Annotated in this window: 14 protein-coding genes; 4 read left to right on the top strand and 10 right to left on the bottom strand. The window is 54.6% G+C overall.

The features are described 5' to 3' along the window. Nucleotides 1-60: 60 nt before the first annotated feature. Nucleotides 61-360: a hypothetical protein gene (locus tag J7I43_RS01485; protein ID WP_209142524.1), complete on the bottom strand. Its 300-nt coding sequence runs from the start codon at nt 358-360 to the stop codon at nt 61-63. 190 nt (nt 361-550) lie between these two features. Further along, entirely contained in the window at nt 551-1,657 is a 1,107-nt protein-coding gene (locus J7I43_RS01480; RefSeq protein ID WP_209142523.1) for a branched-chain amino acid aminotransferase, read from the bottom strand. A 150-nt stretch (nt 1,658-1,807) separates the two neighbouring features. On the opposite strand from J7I43_RS01480, the gene J7I43_RS01475 reads away from it, so the two are divergent. From J7I43_RS01475 to J7I43_RS01460, 4 genes are read left to right on the top strand one after another with little or no spacing between them, the layout of a single operon-like run. After that, nucleotides 1,808-2,305, top strand: a complete 498-nt coding sequence (locus J7I43_RS01475; RefSeq protein ID WP_209142521.1) for a hypothetical protein — start codon at nt 1,808-1,810, stop codon at nt 2,303-2,305. 15 nt (nt 2,306-2,320) lie between these two features. Beyond that, complete coding sequence (gene rdgB / locus J7I43_RS01470; protein WP_209142519.1) at nt 2,321-2,908, top strand: RdgB/HAM1 family non-canonical purine NTP pyrophosphatase; 588 nt, start codon at nt 2,321-2,323, stop codon at nt 2,906-2,908. Next, entirely contained in the window at nt 2,895-3,335 is a 441-nt protein-coding gene (locus J7I43_RS01465) for an acyl-CoA thioesterase (protein ID WP_209142517.1), read from the top strand. The genes rdgB and J7I43_RS01465 overlap by 14 nt, the downstream gene beginning before the upstream one ends. Then, nucleotides 3,332-3,904, top strand: a complete 573-nt coding sequence (locus J7I43_RS01460; protein ID WP_209142515.1) for a nitroreductase family protein — start codon at nt 3,332-3,334, stop codon at nt 3,902-3,904. Before J7I43_RS01465 ends, J7I43_RS01460 begins: the two co-directional genes overlap by 4 nt. Here the strand turns inward: J7I43_RS01460 and J7I43_RS01455 are convergent, their stop codons facing one another. The 8 genes from J7I43_RS01455 to J7I43_RS01420 all read right to left on the bottom strand — a co-directional run bounded on the left by J7I43_RS01455 (nt 3,905) and on the right by J7I43_RS01420 (nt 15,332). After that, nucleotides 3,905-5,470, bottom strand: a complete 1,566-nt coding sequence (locus J7I43_RS01455) for a glycerol-3-phosphate dehydrogenase/oxidase (protein ID WP_209142513.1) — start codon at nt 5,468-5,470, stop codon at nt 3,905-3,907. Nucleotides 5,471-5,822: 352 nt separating this feature from the next. After that, on the bottom strand, nt 5,823-7,313 hold the full coding sequence (gene glpK / locus J7I43_RS01450; RefSeq protein ID WP_209142511.1) for a glycerol kinase GlpK: 1,491 nt from the start codon (nt 7,311-7,313) through the stop codon (nt 5,823-5,825). Nucleotides 7,314-7,323: 10 nt separating this feature from the next. Continuing rightward, nucleotides 7,324-7,674 carry a PadR family transcriptional regulator gene (locus tag J7I43_RS01445; protein WP_209142509.1) on the bottom strand — a complete coding sequence of 117 codons (351 nt, stop codon included), beginning with the start codon at nt 7,672-7,674 and terminating at the stop codon, nt 7,324-7,326. Between the two features lie 52 nt (nt 7,675-7,726). After that, nucleotides 7,727-9,145, bottom strand: a complete 1,419-nt coding sequence (locus J7I43_RS01440) for a glycoside hydrolase family 125 protein (protein WP_209142507.1) — start codon at nt 9,143-9,145, stop codon at nt 7,727-7,729. A 64-nt stretch (nt 9,146-9,209) separates the two neighbouring features. After that, nucleotides 9,210-10,343 (bottom strand): sialidase family protein, encoded by a 1,134-nt coding sequence (locus J7I43_RS01435; protein WP_209142506.1) that lies wholly within the window; start codon nt 10,341-10,343, stop codon nt 9,210-9,212. Continuing rightward, nucleotides 10,340-12,895: a sodium:solute symporter family transporter gene (locus J7I43_RS01430; protein ID WP_209142504.1), complete on the bottom strand. Its 2,556-nt coding sequence runs from the start codon at nt 12,893-12,895 to the stop codon at nt 10,340-10,342. The genes J7I43_RS01435 and J7I43_RS01430 overlap by 4 nt, the downstream gene beginning before the upstream one ends. Before the next feature lie 18 nt (nt 12,896-12,913). Beyond that, a complete protein-coding gene (locus tag J7I43_RS01425) occupies nt 12,914-13,843 on the bottom strand; it encodes a dihydrodipicolinate synthase family protein (RefSeq protein ID WP_209142502.1) in 930 nt (309 codons plus the stop codon). A 1-nt stretch (nt 13,844) separates the two neighbouring features. Continuing rightward, entirely contained in the window at nt 13,845-15,332 is a 1,488-nt protein-coding gene (locus J7I43_RS01420; RefSeq protein ID WP_209142500.1) for a RagB/SusD family nutrient uptake outer membrane protein, read from the bottom strand. Between the last annotated feature and the right edge of the window lie 77 nt (nt 15,333-15,409).

Here is a 15,409-nt window from a genome sequence, read left to right as displayed (position 1 = left end):
AGGTATCACTTTCCTTTTATAAACCAAAATTGTGATCGGAAAAATTCGAAAAAAGCAGGATTAACCGGCATTTTCCAACAATAAACTCCCCGAGATCTGCTCCCACTCCGCTTCCAGGCTGCCGCGAAACACCGCTTTCCCCGCACGCGAATACCAGTAAGCGGCATTGCCCGGGTCTCCCTCCTTCCGGTGAAGATAGGCATGTACCCACGACCCCGCACGGGTATGGTCTTCCTGGGCAATATCATGACTGCGGTCCCAATCCCCCTTTCCGTCCCACCAAAGCGCCAGCAACGCGGGCGTAAGCCCCGCAGGCGGCACCTGGTTGTTCAATGAGGTCTTGAAAGCGGCTATTGTCATAAGTCCGCAAAGATACAAAGCCGCCTGCATCCGCACAACTTTGTTAAAAAGCTCATTGCTACGGTCCTGTTACGGTATCCCTACTAAAGCCCTACTAAAGCGCTACCAAAGCGATATCGAAACACACCATCACCATTCATCAAAAAGGGCCCTTCAAAGGGCCCTTTCCGACATTAATATGTGAAGATCATTACACATGGTAATTCCACCCGCGGGTATCTTCCGCCTTCCCCGTACGGATCGCATCCAGGCGGTTGATCACCTCGGCGCCGATCTCGTATTTCGTGGTATCCATGCTGATCTTGTGGTCTTTATAGTCCAGCTGCTCCACGTAAGCTACGCTGGCCGCCGTGCCCGTGCCGAAGATCTCGCGCAGGGTACCGTTCTCATAAGCCGCCACCACCTCTTCGATGGATACCGGCCTTTCCTCCACCTCCAGCCCCATGTCTGCCAGCACGTCCATCACGCTGGCCCGGGTAACGCCCGCCAGGATGGTGCCGTTCGTCAGGTCCGGCGTAAGGGCCCGGTTGCCGATGATCACGAATACGTTCATCGTGCCGCATTCCTGCAGCCATTTGTATTCATGCCCGTCTACCCACAGGATCTGGTCGTAACCCTCCTTGCGGGCCTGCATGGTCGGGTACATCGCGCCGCCGTAGTTGCCCGCGGCCTTGGCGTAACCCACGCCGCCCGGGAAGGCACGGATGTATTTGTCCTGCACCAGCAGGTGGATCGGTTTATTGAAATAAGGCCCGGAAGGACTGTTGATCACCGCGAACTTGTACGTGTCTGAAGGGCGTACGCCGATAAATTCGTCCGCCGCGATCATAAACGGCCGCAGGTACAGCGAACAGCCTTCGTTAGACGGCACCCATTGCCTGTCCAGGTCGATCAGCATCGCCATGCCGCCGATAAAAAGCCATTCCGGCACATCGGGCATGCCCATCCGTTCGGCGCTTTTATTAAAACGGGCGTAATTGTCGTACGGGCGGAAGATCATAGGATGGCCTTCCTGGTCGTTATACGCCTTGATGCCTTCAAAGATCGCCTGCCCGTAATGCCAGGCGGCATTGGAAGGGCTTACGCTCAGGTTCTGGAAAGGCAGGATCTCTGCGTTTTTCCATTCCTTACCGTCAAAATCAGCCACCAGCATATGGTCGGCGTACTTTTTACCAAAAACGAGGTTGTTAAAATCCACTTCAGCCAGGCGGCTTTTTGTTGTTTTGGTGACTTTAATTCTTCTCTTCGCCTCTTCCATTACTGTAGATTTAGCGGTGGTTTGCTCAACTGCCATCATGGTTTATCAGTTTAATCTCAATATTTTTACACTTTCTTGGTTTGTAATTCATCACAAACCAAAAAGGCGGTACCGTTCCACCGAACGATCTGCAAATAAAAGTTATTTCCCTGAGAAGGGATCGTCACATTAAACCTTAACACAATATTTATGAGCCTTGAGCAATTGCAGCTGGACCCATATCTTTTGGCGCAAATGTACGACCAGCCTATCATCCCCGAGGCGGTGAAGGCGGCTCCCGCAACGGAGAAAGCATTGCCCAAAGTGAAATATTTAGGCGAAAATCAAAAAAACATCCTGCTGCTGATACAAAACGAAAGCGAAGCATATTTAAACGAGGAATTATTCAATCTCCTCACCAATATTTTGAATGCTTGCAAACTCGGAATGCAGGATGTTGCATTGGTAAACGCTGCAACTTATCCAGGCCTTACCCTCGCGGATTACAAAACAGCGGTGCCCGTCCGCCAGTGCATTATTTTCGCGGTAACGCCCGGCAGTATTGGTCTTCCGCCGATGCAAACCTACCAGCTGGAAACGCATGAACAGCTTCCCGTTTTGTATTCAGACGGTTTGCAACTGATTGCAACAGACAAAAATTTAAAAGGCAGGCTCTGGATGGGGCTCAAACAATTATTCGGCATTTAATCTTCAGCACGTAACATGACTTTCGTATTCGCTACCAACAACGACAATAAAGTAAAAGAGATCCGCTCCATGCTCGGCGATGCATTTTCCATCATCACCCTTCACGAAGCGGGCATAGACATAGACATTCCCGAGCCGCACGACACGCTCGAAGCCAACGCGCGGGAAAAATCCACCGTCATTTTTAACATGACCGGCAAAAATTGTTTTTCGGAAGACACCGGTCTTGAAATAGACGCGCTCAACGGCGAGCCCGGCGTGCTTTCCGCGCGTTATGCCGGTGAACAGAAAAAAGCCGCGGACAATATCGAAAAGGTATTGCGGCTGATGAAAGACGAACCCCGCCGCAGCGCCCGCTTCCGCACCGTCATTTCCCTCATCCTCGACGGAAAGGAGCACCAGTTCGAAGGCGTGGCCGAAGGCCATATTCTGCAGGACAAAAAAGGCGGCGAAGGTTTCGGCTACGATCCCATCTTCCGGCCGGAAGGCAGCGAAAAAAGTTTCGCGGAAATGGAACTGGCCGAGAAAAATCAATACAGTCACCGCGCAAAGGCATTCAAAAAACTGATCACTTTTTTACAGCAACAGCATGGCAAGAGTTAAGATAGACATGCCGGCAGCATTCGCTTTCAGTACCAGCATACCAGTGCGGATCACCGATGTGAATTACGGCGGGCACCTGGGCAATGACGCGATCGTGTCTATCCTGCACGAATCCAGGATGCAATACCTTCGATCCCTCGGATGCTCCGAACTGGAATTTTTCGGCACCGGGCTTATTATGAGCGACCTGGCGATCGTCTATAAAGGCGAAGGTTTTTACGGCGATACGCTCACCGTGGAAGTAACGGCCGGCGAGCTCAGCAGCGTCGGCTTCGACCTGTTTTACCGCCTCAGCACCACGCGCGACGGCAAGATACTGGTCATCGCGGAAGCCAAAACCGGCATGGTATGTTTCGATTACCAGGCCCGCAAAGTGGCGCGCCTGCCGGAACCATTCAAACAACAAACCAGCAATACAACAGCATGAACGATATCACACAGATCATTACCCACCGGCGCACGGTAAAACCTACCGGCATGAACGGCAAAAAGGTGGACGACGGAACCGTCAGGGAATTATTGCAGCTTGCAGACTGGGCACCTACCCACGGCCTCACCGAGCCATGGTATTTCGTGGTGTACGGCGGCGAAAAAGTACAGGAATTTTGTACCGCGCATGCGGACCTCTACAAAACCTACACGCCCGCCAACCTCTTCACGGAAGGGAGTTACGACAAGCTGAAAACACAGGGCGACCTCGCCAGCCACGTGATCGCCATCTGCATGAAACGCGGCGCCAATCCAAAGATCCCCGAGATCGAAGAAATTGCGTCGGTAGCCTGTGCCGTGGAAAACATCTGGCTTGCGGCCACCGCCAAACAGCTGGCCGTGTACTGGGGCTCCGGCGGTATGACCTATCACCCCGCCATGCAGGACTATCTTGGCCTGCGCGACGAAGACAAAGTGATGGGCTTTTTGTACCTGGGCTATACAGACGAGGCTCCACGCACCGGCCGGCGCGTGAAGCCTCTTGAAGAAAAAGTAAAGTGGATGTAATTATTTTATTGCAACGCGTAATTTCTGCAGCAGGTACGTTTGGGCCAGGTCATGGAACGAACGTACCTGTTCTTCTTCCCACAACCTGTCTTTCCCCGTTTCCTCCGCCATAATGGCCGCCACTTTCGGCGCAATGCGCACCGCTTCGTCCGCGTCCAGGAACAATGCCCGCGTTCTTCGCGCCAGCACGTCTTCTACGGTATGCGCCATTTCCGTGCGCACTGCCCACAGCACCTGCGCTTTCACGATACCGAGCGGTTCGCTCAGCGTTTCTTTCGCGCCGGGCAGGCTTTTTACCACCGCCGCGTCTGAACCGTAATAATATAAAGGATCGCTTTCGTCCAGCTTTTGCCCGGAGCCATGTACCGGCAGGTTGCGGGTTACCGATTGGGTGGGCGACCATTGTTTTACTTTCTCCAGCCGGTCTACCACATCTTCGCCCATCTTACGGTAGGTGGTCCATTTGCCGCCGAGGATGGTGACCAGCCCCGTGGCGGATACCATGATCTTATGATTGCGGGAGATCTCTTTCGTTTTTTCGCTTTTTTCCGGTTTGGCGAGCGGGCGCAGGCCGGCCCAAACGCTTTTCACGTCTGCACGGGTGGGCGTTTTTTCGAGGTATTGCCCGGCGGTTTCGAGAATAAAGCGGATCTCTTTTTCCATGGCGACCGGGTCGAGGCTGATCTCGTTCACCGGGTTGTCTGTAGTGCCCACCACGATCTTGTTGTGCCAGGGCACGGCGAACAATACGCGGCCGTCGCTGGTTTTGGGGATCATGAGGGCGTTGTTGCCCGGCAGGAAGCTGCGGTCCAGCACGAGGTGCACGCCCTGGCTGGCTACGATCTTGCGTTTGATGGTGGGGTCGTCCATTTCGAGGATGTCGTCTACAAACACACCGGTAGCGTTGATGATGCCTTTGGCGTGCAGCGTAAACCGGCGGCCGGTTTCGGTGTCTTCCACAGAAATGAGGCCCAGCTGGCCGTTCCCGTTCTTCTTAAGACCGGTCACTTTCATATAGTTGAGGGCGATGCCGCCCTTGTCGTAAATGGTCTGCATCAGGTTCACCGCCAGGCGGGCGTCGTCGAACTGCCCGTCGTGGTAAAGAATGCCGGCGGAAAGATGGTCTGCCTTCAAACCGGGGAGTTTTTCGAGGGTCTTTTTGCGGGAAAGATGCACGGAGCTGCCGAGGCTGAGGCGCCCCGCCATCCAGTCGTATATTTTGAGGCCCACGGTGTAGAAAATGCCGTCCCACCAGCTGTAGGCGGGAATCACAAAAGAAAGGTTCTTGGCGAGGTGTTGGGCGTTTTTGAGCAGCAGCCCGCGTTCGATGCTGGCTTCCCTTACGAGGGCCACATCGCCCTGCGCAAGGTAACGGACGCCGCCGTGGAGTAGTTTGGTAGCTTTACTGGACGTGGATTTAGCGAAGTCGGATTGTTCGAGCAGCAGTGTTTTGTATCCCCGGGTAGTAGCTTCCAGCGCGGCACCAAGCCCTGTGGCCCCTCCTCCTATCACGACTACATCCCACTCCTCGTTTTCGATCTTTTGCAATTGTTCTGTACGGTTCATTGTCTCTTTGTGTTCAAAGGCATTATTATACTAGATACATCGTATTCCGATACTGGCAAATTTACTTGTTTTTGCGGCAGGTTCGGGAGAAATTTATGTTACAGCTCATGTTCCTGGGTATTTAATAGGTTATGAATATAACATCCGATGAAAAAATTTGGTTGGAAGTTATAACATTTCGACGGAATTTGAAAGCAAAATAAACATTTTTAGAAATAATCGAAAGAATGTGAAAGAAAACAAAAGGCGGAAGGGGGTTTTCCCTTCCGCCTTTAATAATATAGATGCTTTGTGCACCTATTATCGGGCAAATGTATGTGATATGGTTAGCCGCCGCGCCGCACCTTCCGGCTTACAGGTCCCAGTTCTTCACCCGCGCGATGGCCTTTTGCCATTTTTCGCGCAGTTTGCCGTTGCCCGGCACTTCCGGGCTGAACACTCTTGCAATAGTATACTGGTCTTTGATCTCCTGCAGGGTCCAGAAGCCGGTGGCAAGACCGGCCAGGTACGCCGCTCCCGTGGCGCTGGCGGGCATTACCCGGGGCCGCATCACAGGGTATTGCAGGATGTCGGTCTGCATCTGCATAAAAAAGTCGTAAGTGGCGGATGTGCCGTCTACCCGCAGTTCGGTGATCGCCCGGCCGCTGTCTTTCTCCATCGCGTCCAGTGCGTCCGCAATGCCGAGGGCCACGCCTTCCAGGGCCGCCCGCGCAATATGCCCGCTGGAGGTGCCGCGGGTGATGCCGATGATCATGCCGCGGGCGTAGGGGTCCCAATGCGGGGTGCCCAGGCCGGATAATGCGGGCACGAACAATACGCCCCCGTTGTCCGGTTCGGTTTGCGCCAGCTCTTCGATCTCCGCCGTCGATTCTATCAGTCCCAGCCCGTCCCTGATCCAGCGGAACACCGAGCTGCCGCCGAATACGCTGCCTTCAAGCGCGTACGTGACATTTTCCCCGATACGCCAGGCAATGGTGGTGAGCAGGTAATGGTCGGAAGCCACGGGTTTGGCGCCGGTGTTCATCAGCGCGAAACAGCCGCTTCCGTAGGTATTTTTTACCATGCCGGGCTCCAGGCACATCTGCCCGAAAAGCGCGGCCTGCTGGTCGCCCGCCACCCCCGCGATGGGAATGCCTGCTTCCAGTATGCCGGGCGCGGTATGCGCGATCACTTCGCTGTTGCTGCAGATGGCCGGCAGCAATTGATGCGGGATGTTGAATAACCGCAGCAGCTCCTGGTCCCATTCCAGCGTATGAATGTTGAACAGCATGGTGCGCGAGGCGTTGGTAAGGTCGCTCACATGCGTTTTTCCCGCGGTAAGTTTCCAGATCAGCCAGGCGTCGATGGTGCCGAAGGCCAGCTGGCCCTGCTCCGCGCGGATGCGCGCGTCGCTTACGTGATCGAGTATCCAGGATATTTTGCTGGCAGAAAAATATGCGTCGAGGATGAGGCCGGTTTTACGCTGCACCAGCCCGGAGAAGCCCTGGTAGCGGAACTCGTCGACCAGTTTGCTGGTCCTTCTGTCCTGCCAGGGGATGGCGTTGTACACCGGCTCTCCGGTACCACGGTCCCAGATCACGGTGGTTTCCCGCTGGTTGGCGATGCCGATGCCCGCGATCTCCGAAGCCTGTATGCCGGCGGTGGCCACCAGCTCTTCCATCACGGAAAGCATGGTGTACCAGATCTCGTTTGGGTCTACTTCTATCCAGCCGGGCTGCGGGTAATATTTTTCGTATTCTTTCTGTAACTGTCTCACCACCTGGCCCTGCCGGTTGAACAGCACGGCGCCTGCGGCGCTGGAACCCAGATCGAGGGACAGTATATATTTTTTGTCGCTGTTCATTTCCTGTTATTTAAACATCCTTCAGGTCAGTGATCGCCTGCATCAGCTCGCCGAGATACTTATACATGGTCTCGAGGTATTCGTTGCCCTGGTCGGTGAGTTTGTAATATTTGCGGGGCACGCCTTCATCCATTTCCACCCAGCGGCTTTCCACCAGTTTTTCCTTTTTCAGGCGGCTGAGCAGCGGGTAAATGGTGCCTTCGGCAATATCCATGTCCGCAAGCTTCTTGATCTCGCTGATCAGCTCATAACCGTACCGCTCCTTTTTTTGCAGCAGGAGCATAATGATATATTCGAACAGTCCTTTTTTGATCTGGGATTGCCACCTGGTGATAAAATAGGCATTTTGCTTATTCTCCATAAGGGATCGGGTGCGTTAGCGATAAGACTGTTTAAAAATAAGCAATAATCGTTTATGCCAGCAAATGCGGCCTTTCACGGTATATTTTCCAGATGAGCTCGCCAAAGATCGTGTTGGCCCAGGCGAACCAGGAGCGGGTGAACTGCGCGGGATCGTCTTTCTGAAACGATTCGTGCATGAACCCTTTCCCCGCATGGCATTTCTGCAATATCGCGAGGCATTGTTTTATTTCGGTTTCATTGTGGCTGGTAAGCGCCTGCATCACCACGCTGATGGGCCATATGCGCTGCATGCCGGTGTGCGGGCTGCCGATGCCTTTGCCTGCCTTGCCTTCGAAGAAGAAGGGGTTTTCGGAGGAAAGGATCAACTTTCTCGTGTTCGCATAAACCGGGTCGTTCGGCTTCACCGCGCCGAGATATGGCAGCGCCAGCAGGCTGGGCACATTGGCGTCGTCCATCAGGTTGAAGCTGCCGAAACCGTTCACTTCAAACGCGTACACTTTGCCGAATTTCGGGTGCGTAACGATGGCGTACTGCTGGATGGCTTTTTCCACTTCAGCGGCCAGTGCGCGGCATTCGGCGGCCAGCGCAGCGTCTTTATGGAACGCCTGCACCATTTCCGCGGCCTGCCGCAGGCTTACTACGGCGAAGAAGTTGGAAGGTATGAGGAAGGGGAAGATCGTGGCGTCGTCGCTGGGCCGGAAGATGGAGCAGATCAGCCCCACGGGTTTCACGGGATAACCGTAACCGGCCAAAGGCACGCCATCCGTAGCCCAGGCGGTGTTGCGCTGGAAATGGTACGGGCCGGGACCGTCTTTCCGCTGCTGCTCTTTGAAGGTTTTAACGGTCAGCGCAATGGAGCTTTTCCATGCATCGTTGAACGGGGAAGTATCGCCGGTATTTTTCCAGTACATGTAACCCAGGCGGATAGGGTAACACAGTGAATCGATCTCCCATTTCCGTTCGTGGATGCCGGGTTTCATATCGGTGAGATCGGTTTTCCACTCGCCCTGTTTGTTCGGGTCTTTATAGAACGCGTTGGCGTAAGGATCTTTGAGAATACATTTCACCTGGTGATTGATCACGCCGGCGATAAGATGCTGCAATTCTTTGTCTTCCTTCACCAGCGGCAGGTACGGGCTCACCTGGGCCGTGCTGTCGCGCAGCCACATGGCGTCTATATCGCCGGTGATCACGTAGGTATCGGGCCGGCCGTCTGCCTGCGTGTATTCAACGGTGGTGTCCAGCGTATTGGGAAAGCAGTTCTCAAAAAGCCAGGACAATTCCTGGTTCCTGCTTTTGCTTTTTACGGCGGCGATGGCCTTTTCCACCGCTTCGCTGCGGAATTTTCTTTGCGCGGCGGGAATGCGCACTACAGGGAAGTCCTGCGTGCCGGCCCAGCTCAAAGCCGGGCGCAGCAGGATCGCGGAAGACAGTACTGCAGACTGCCTGAGAAATTTTCTTCTGCTCATATTGCTCGATTAGTCCTGAAAAATAACAAATCGGGAGTTTATCGGGCAATAATTTTCAGATTTCTTATTTCTTGTATTTACGGGTGGTGAAAATGATGCGGCTGTAGTTGTGTTTTTCGTACAGGATACCGATCTCGCGTTTCCGCAATGCGATGATGTCGGAATAAGCGGAGTTGTTGCGGGCGCCGGTGCTGTCTATCTGGAATTTTTGCGTCCAGGTTTTGCCTTCGTCTTTGCTGATGCGCAGGGTAAGGTTGTCGCGGTTCACGGTATCGGCGTTGTTGGAAAACGCGAGGATCGCCTTGCCTTTCCGGAAACCCAGTGTAATAAGGCTTCCCTGGCACACGGGGTCGGGCAGCTGGTGGTCGTAATAAGCGGTATCCCAGCTGCGGCCGTCGCTGCTGATGGCAACGATGCGGGCTTTCACGTTTTTCTGCTGGTTGCGCACGTTCAGCATCAGTTTATCGTTGCCCAGCTCGGCGGCCATGGCTTCGTTGCCGCCGGGGAAACTCAGGTCTTCGCTGATCTGGAACGTTTTTCCATGATCGTCTGAATAATAACCGCCGGCCCGGTATTCCATAAACCGCGGCTGCGGGTCGCCCGCGGAATGATTGGTGGCTACGTAGATGCGGCCTTTGTATTTTCCGGTGGTGAACTGCATGGCGTGGCCTGGCGTGTTGAAGAAACAGCGCCAGTCTTCCTTGAAATTGTACGGCGCCTGTTTGGGCCGGTGCACCATCGCAGTGATGTTCACGGGCGCGTCCCAGGTATCGCCGTCGCCGGAAGCGACGTACCAGGCTTCGCGCAGGCCGTTGCCTTTTCTTACTTCGCTTTCATGGTTATTACCGGTATTGTAAAAAAGGAAAACACGGCCCTGCGGATAGGCGGGGTCCGTGAAATCCACTACAGGAGCCGGGTTGCCGGCCTGCATATTTTTGTTGTCGGCCACTACCTGCAGCGGGCCCCAGGTTTTGCCGTTGTCTTTGCTTTTTTTCACCACGATATCGATATCGCCGAAATCGTTCGCATCGCCTACCCTTCCTTCCGCAAAGGCCAGCAGCGTGCCGTTAGGCAGTTTTACGATACCGGGGATGCGGAACGATTTATACCCTTCTTTTCCTGATTCGTATACCGTTACCTGCGCCCATGCGGGCAGGCAGGCGATGAATAATGTTATGGCGCTGAGTATCTTTTTCATGATGCGGTCTGTGTTTTGTCTTTGGTGTCAGGGAAAATGAAACTGAAGATATATCCTGCTATCACGCAGCCGATCACGGCAAACACGGGGTAGAGGAAAAAGCTGATCGCTTCGCTGCGTTGCACAAAATAAAGGCCGATGCTGCTGAGGATGAAGCCGAGGAAAATGCCCCTGGCATTGATCTTCGGGAAGAAGATGCCCGCCGCGAACATGCCCGCCAGGCATCCGCCAAACAGCCCGATGATCTTCAGGTACTGGTCCCAGATGGATACGTTCTGCAGATATACGAGGTAAACGGCGATAGCGCAGCCGGTTGCGCCCAGCAGCATGGTGATGCGTTTGGCGAACACGAGGCTTTGTTTATCGGTGGCGTCTTTTTTGAATGTTTTGTAAAAATCGGTGGTGAGCACCGTGGCAATGGCGTTCATGCTGGAACTGATGGTAGACATCGTGGCGGCGAACAATCCCGCGATCACCAGCCCGGAAAGCCCTGCGGGCAATTGCTGCGAAATGAACCAGGGGAACACATCGTCTGTTCTGCCATGCGGGTTCAGGTCTGCCGGGTGATGCCGGTAAAAGAACCACAATGCCGTGCCTACGCCGAAAAATATGAAAGTGGCGGGTATCACCATCAGCGCGTTCGTCCAGATAGACCGGCGGGCCTCTCCTTCAGTGCTGGTAGTAAGGTAACGCTGCACCACCACCTGGTCTGAGGTGTAGGTAACGAGGTTTGTCAGGAACGCGCCGATCACGACCACCCACAACACGGGCTGCGACATGCTCCAGCCGAGGTCTGCAATTTTGAACTTGCCTGCCGCCGCCGCTTCGTTGAAGAATCCACCCAAACCGCCGTCTGTATTGGCCGTTATAAAGAAAAAACTGACGAGCGCGCCGCCGAGCAATACAAACACCTGCATCACTTCCGTCCATACCACCGCCTCGATGCCGCCGAATACGCTGTACGCGGTGGTCACCAGCGTGGTGAGGAAAATGCAAAGGAATATATTCGTGCCGGTTACGGTGCTCAGCACCAGCGCCGGGAGATAGATCACTACGCCGAGACGGCTGAGCTGGAAGACCACGAAGGTAAGACTGCCCAGCAGTTTCACTTTTGCGTCGAAGCGAACCTGCAGGTATTCGTACACGCTGGTGATGCGCAGCTTGCGGAAATAAGGCAGGTAGAATCCCGTAACGATCGGCACTACGGCGAGGATCATCAGGTTGTTGAGAATATATACCCAATCCGTCGCATAAGCTTTGGCCGGGATGGCGATGAACGTGAGCGCGCTCAGCTTGGAGCCGAATATGCTCAAACCGGCCGCCCACCAGGGAATTTTTTGTCCTCCCAGGAAAAAGTCGCCGGTGGTCTCTCCCATTTTTCTCGACACGTACACGCTGATGCCGATCACCACTGCGAAATACAATGCGATCACCATCCAGTCGAGCCCGCCGAAGCGGCCCTGCGGCTGCTGCGCCGCGGCCATCAATACATGACGGCTGCGCACCGCGGGCCTGGCTTCCCCGCCCGGCAATACGATCTGTTCATTCCAGATCACCAGCGGCGTGGTAACCGGTGCATACACGCTGGCATGCGGGTTTTGCGATGCGTCGGCTTTTTTGTCGACCGGCATCGTGCCGGTTACAGACCATGCGTCTGTAATGATATTGTAGGCAAGCACGTCTTGGCTGAAGCCGGGATGCTCGTCTTTCAGGTCGTTTACTTTAGCGGCATTCGCGCCATCGTCTCCGCCGAACAGCAGCAGGTGGCTTTGCCCGGCCGGGTAAGCCGGCGTGGGCGCAGCTGCCAGCGGGTGCGGCAGGTCGGCGATCTTTTTCCAGCCGGTGGAGGGCGTATATTCCCAGCAATCTTTAAGATACTGGCGTTCCGTGCCCGCGGGCTGATGCACGCCGCCGAAAACATAAAAGTTCCCGTTCATGGCGCCGGCCATCGCAAGCATGCGCGACACGCCGGGCAAGGGCGGCAATACTTTCCATGCACGGCTGCCCGAGTTGAGGTCGAGGCTCCAGCATTGTTGTTCGGTGGAGCCGCCGATGCTGTTTACGCCGCCGGCGAGATAGATGGTTCCGTCAACGATGGCGCCGCAGGCATTGATAACAGGCGCGGGCAGTTCGGGTAATGCTTCACGGGTGATCTTTCCGTTTGCATAACGCAGCATGAACGCGTCTTTGTAATTAGAAGTCGCGTCGCCGCCGCCGAGGCAGATCAGCGCGTTGCTGGCAGTGAGCGATACGCCGTAGCCCATCGGGCGGGGAAGTGTGCCGGCCGCTTTCCATTCGCCGCCGGGCGTTTCCATCACCCATACGGAATCGTGCCAGGTTTTAACGCCGCCGGCCCATGGGCGGCCGTTGCCCGGGAAGTTCGCACCGCCCGCGATTATCAGCGCGCCGTTGCTTACACCGGCATAACTGCCGGCCAGGCCGTCCTTATCCGGCAATTGCGCCCCTTCTTTCCAGGAAAAGAAAGTTTCGGGTTGTTGCGGGTAGGCTTCCAAAGTCAGCAGGCAGGCCAGTATCACTAACCATCTGTTCAATATTCGCATTTAGGTATTTTAAGGTGTTTGTACAGTTTTTCGCACGGGTGCTTTGTCGAAGAAATTCAAACGCGCCAGCTCTCCCTTGAATTTTGCGGAGGCTTCGGGGCTGAGCGTGGTCAGCGGCAGCCTGCAGGGGCCAAGGTCCCAGCCAAGCATCTGCATGATGGCTTTCTGGCCGGGGATGGGCGGGTATCTCAGCAGGTAGCGGATCACTTCCACCATGTATGCGTGCGAAGCGCGCGCTTCTTCCACTTTACCGTTTTTGAAAGCCTCTATGGTTTTCAGGTACAGCGGCGCGGCGAAAGTGTACGTGCTACCGATCGCTCCTTTGGCGCCAACAGCCATCGCGGGAAGCAGCATTTCGTCCAGCCCGAAAAGGATATCGAATTTACCGTTTTCGTATTCCAGGCAGGACTGGTATTCGTGCAACGAAGTAGCCGTGTACTTGATGCCTGCCAGGTTCGGAATGGCCGGCCCTGCAATACGCAGGAACTCGATCATATCCATGCCCACGCCGGTAAGATGCGGGATGTGGTAGTAATAAAAAGGCAGTTCGGGCGCGGCCGCGGCGATCTGCGCCATGCTGTCCGCCAGGTTCTGCACGGAAGTAGGCTTGAAATAAAACGCGGCTACCGCCGAAATGGCGTCTGCGCCGATGGATTGCGCATGAGCTGCCAGCGTGCGTGCTTCGGCAATGCTGCTGTGCCCTACATGCACAAACACCAGGAGCCTTTTACCCGCAGCTTTTACAAATGCTTCTGCCACTTCCATTCTTTCCGCCGTGGTCATGTTCGGCCCTTCGCCGTTCGAACCGCAAACGAAAATACCCCGCAGGCCGTCTTCCACCAGCTTGTCTACCAGTGCGGGAATGAGTGAATGATTGATAGCGCCGTCTTCATGAAAAGGGGTGAAAGCTGCGGCAATTAGTCCTGTTACTTTTTCCATATTATTTATATCCTTCGGTTTGTTTAATAAGACTGTTGTTGGCCAGTACGGTAACGTTCAGCGGCCAGAACAAAGGCGTGGTTTTCCCGACCAGGTTGGGCACGTAAGTATACACGTCGATAGTGCCGCCTTTGTGGAAACGCACGAGATCGTACCAGCGTTTGTTCTCAAAAAACAGCTCGCGCCCGCGCTCGTCCAGTATTTCCTTTTCAACGCTCTGTTTATCGGTGGCGCCGGTGTATTCGCCGGTGCCCGCACGCAGTCTTACCTTTTCAAGATACTCAATTGCATCGGTTGTTTGGTTAAGTGCTGCATATGCTTCGGCTTTCATCAAAAAGATGTCAGCCAGCCGGTACATGGGAATATCGTTGTCCGCCACGCGGCCGTCTGCGTAAATAGTGCCGGTGAACTTGGTGATCCAGGAAATTTTAAGCTCCGTGCCGTGTCTTTCCGTTACCCAGGTATAAGGTATACGTTTGTCTGCCGGGTCGGTAAACAGCGCTTTGGACTTCGGGCTGATCTGGTAAGCGCCCTGGCCGTTGGCGGTAGTTTCGGCATATGGCAGGCTGTCCAGGTTGCTGGCGCCGTCTACGCCGGTTTTATACGGGAATGCATTCACGCACATGTGCGAAGTGGCCGGCACGCCGCCCACCGCCCCGGTAGGCTCGTCTCTCAGGAAGAAGGCCGCCAGCAGCACTTCAGGATTGGAAGCGGCGCGGGAATTGGCTGCATTTTTGAAATCCGCGTTCAAAGTGGCGCCGGATTTTTCCACTTCATTGAGGGCTTCGATAGCCGCGTTCAGGTCTGCATTGCCGCCGCCCAGCACTTTGGCGCTCCAGAGTTTTACGTCTGCTTTCAGCGCCTGCGCGGAAGCATAGGAGAAACGGTACTTAGATTCGATTTTGGCCGGCGTGAAGCCGCCGGTGGATTTGAATAATGCAATGGCCTCATCCAGGTCCGCCGTGATCTGGCGGATCACATCGGGCGCGGGAGAACGGGCCAGCAACGGCACTTCCGTATCCGTCACGGCTTCCAGCATCAGCGGCGCATCGCCGATCACACGGGTGAGATGGAAATAAAAATAAGCGCGCAGGCTATAGGTTTCAGCCAGTATTCTTTTTTTCAGATCAGGATTGGATGCGAACCGGAACGGCTGGATCTTTTCCAGCAACAGGTTGCAATGACCGATAGCCCTGTACCAGTCCGCATAATTCAGCGCGCCGGAAGTGGGCGAAATGTTCTGCCCCCATGCCGCGGTAAAACGTGAGTTGAGCGCGGAAACCAGCTGTTCGCTTCTTTCCGTGCCATAGGTTATGTTGTTGGCAAAAAAACGCATGTAAGGATAGATGCCGGTGACGTAAGGCTCAAAATCACCTTCATCCTGCCAATAGACCGCTTCCGTGATGGAAGACTGCGGTTTCACGTCCAGCAGCGAATCGCAGCTGGTGAAGATCAGTATGCCGAGTATATAGAAGAATATCTTTTTCATCCGTTAATATTTTGAACTTTTTAAAGTCGGATGGAACCTCGCAATAACATGCCGCTGTGAAAAACGTTTATCATGCT

It is taken from the genome of Chitinophaga chungangae, from assembly GCF_017742215.1.
GTDB lineage: Bacteria > Bacteroidota > Bacteroidia > Chitinophagales > Chitinophagaceae > Chitinophaga > Chitinophaga chungangae.
The sequence above is the reverse complement of the archived record's forward strand: the minus strand, read 5'-3'. Positions and strand labels throughout refer to the sequence as shown.

Coding starts and splice junctions, on each gene's coding strand:
- J7I43_RS01445 (WP_209142509.1), bottom strand. CDS start 7,674: ATGGAGAATAAGCAAAATGCCTATTTTATCACCAGGTGGCAATCCCAG.
- rdgB (WP_209142519.1), top strand. CDS start 2,321: ATGACTTTCGTATTCGCTACCAACAACGACAATAAAGTAAAAGAGATC.
- J7I43_RS01485 (WP_209142524.1), bottom strand. CDS start 360: ATGACAATAGCCGCTTTCAAGACCTCATTGAACAACCAGGTGCCGCCT.
- J7I43_RS01460 (WP_209142515.1), top strand. CDS start 3,332: ATGAACGATATCACACAGATCATTACCCACCGGCGCACGGTAAAACCT.
- J7I43_RS01425 (WP_209142502.1), bottom strand. CDS start 13,843: ATGGAAAAAGTAACAGGACTAATTGCCGCAGCTTTCACCCCTTTTCAT.
- J7I43_RS01420 (WP_209142500.1), bottom strand. CDS start 15,332: ATGAAAAAGATATTCTTCTATATACTCGGCATACTGATCTTCACCAGC.
- J7I43_RS01440 (WP_209142507.1), bottom strand. CDS start 9,145: ATGAGCAGAAGAAAATTTCTCAGGCAGTCTGCAGTACTGTCTTCCGCG.
- J7I43_RS01465 (WP_209142517.1), top strand. CDS start 2,895: ATGGCAAGAGTTAAGATAGACATGCCGGCAGCATTCGCTTTCAGTACC.
- J7I43_RS01455 (WP_209142513.1), bottom strand. CDS start 5,470: ATGAACCGTACAGAACAATTGCAAAAGATCGAAAACGAGGAGTGGGAT.
- J7I43_RS01480 (WP_209142523.1), bottom strand. CDS start 1,657: ATGATGGCAGTTGAGCAAACCACCGCTAAATCTACAGTAATGGAAGAG.
- glpK (WP_209142511.1), bottom strand. CDS start 7,313: ATGAACAGCGACAAAAAATATATACTGTCCCTCGATCTGGGTTCCAGC.
- J7I43_RS01435 (WP_209142506.1), bottom strand. CDS start 10,343: ATGAAAAAGATACTCAGCGCCATAACATTATTCATCGCCTGCCTGCCC.
- J7I43_RS01475 (WP_209142521.1), top strand. CDS start 1,808: ATGAGCCTTGAGCAATTGCAGCTGGACCCATATCTTTTGGCGCAAATG.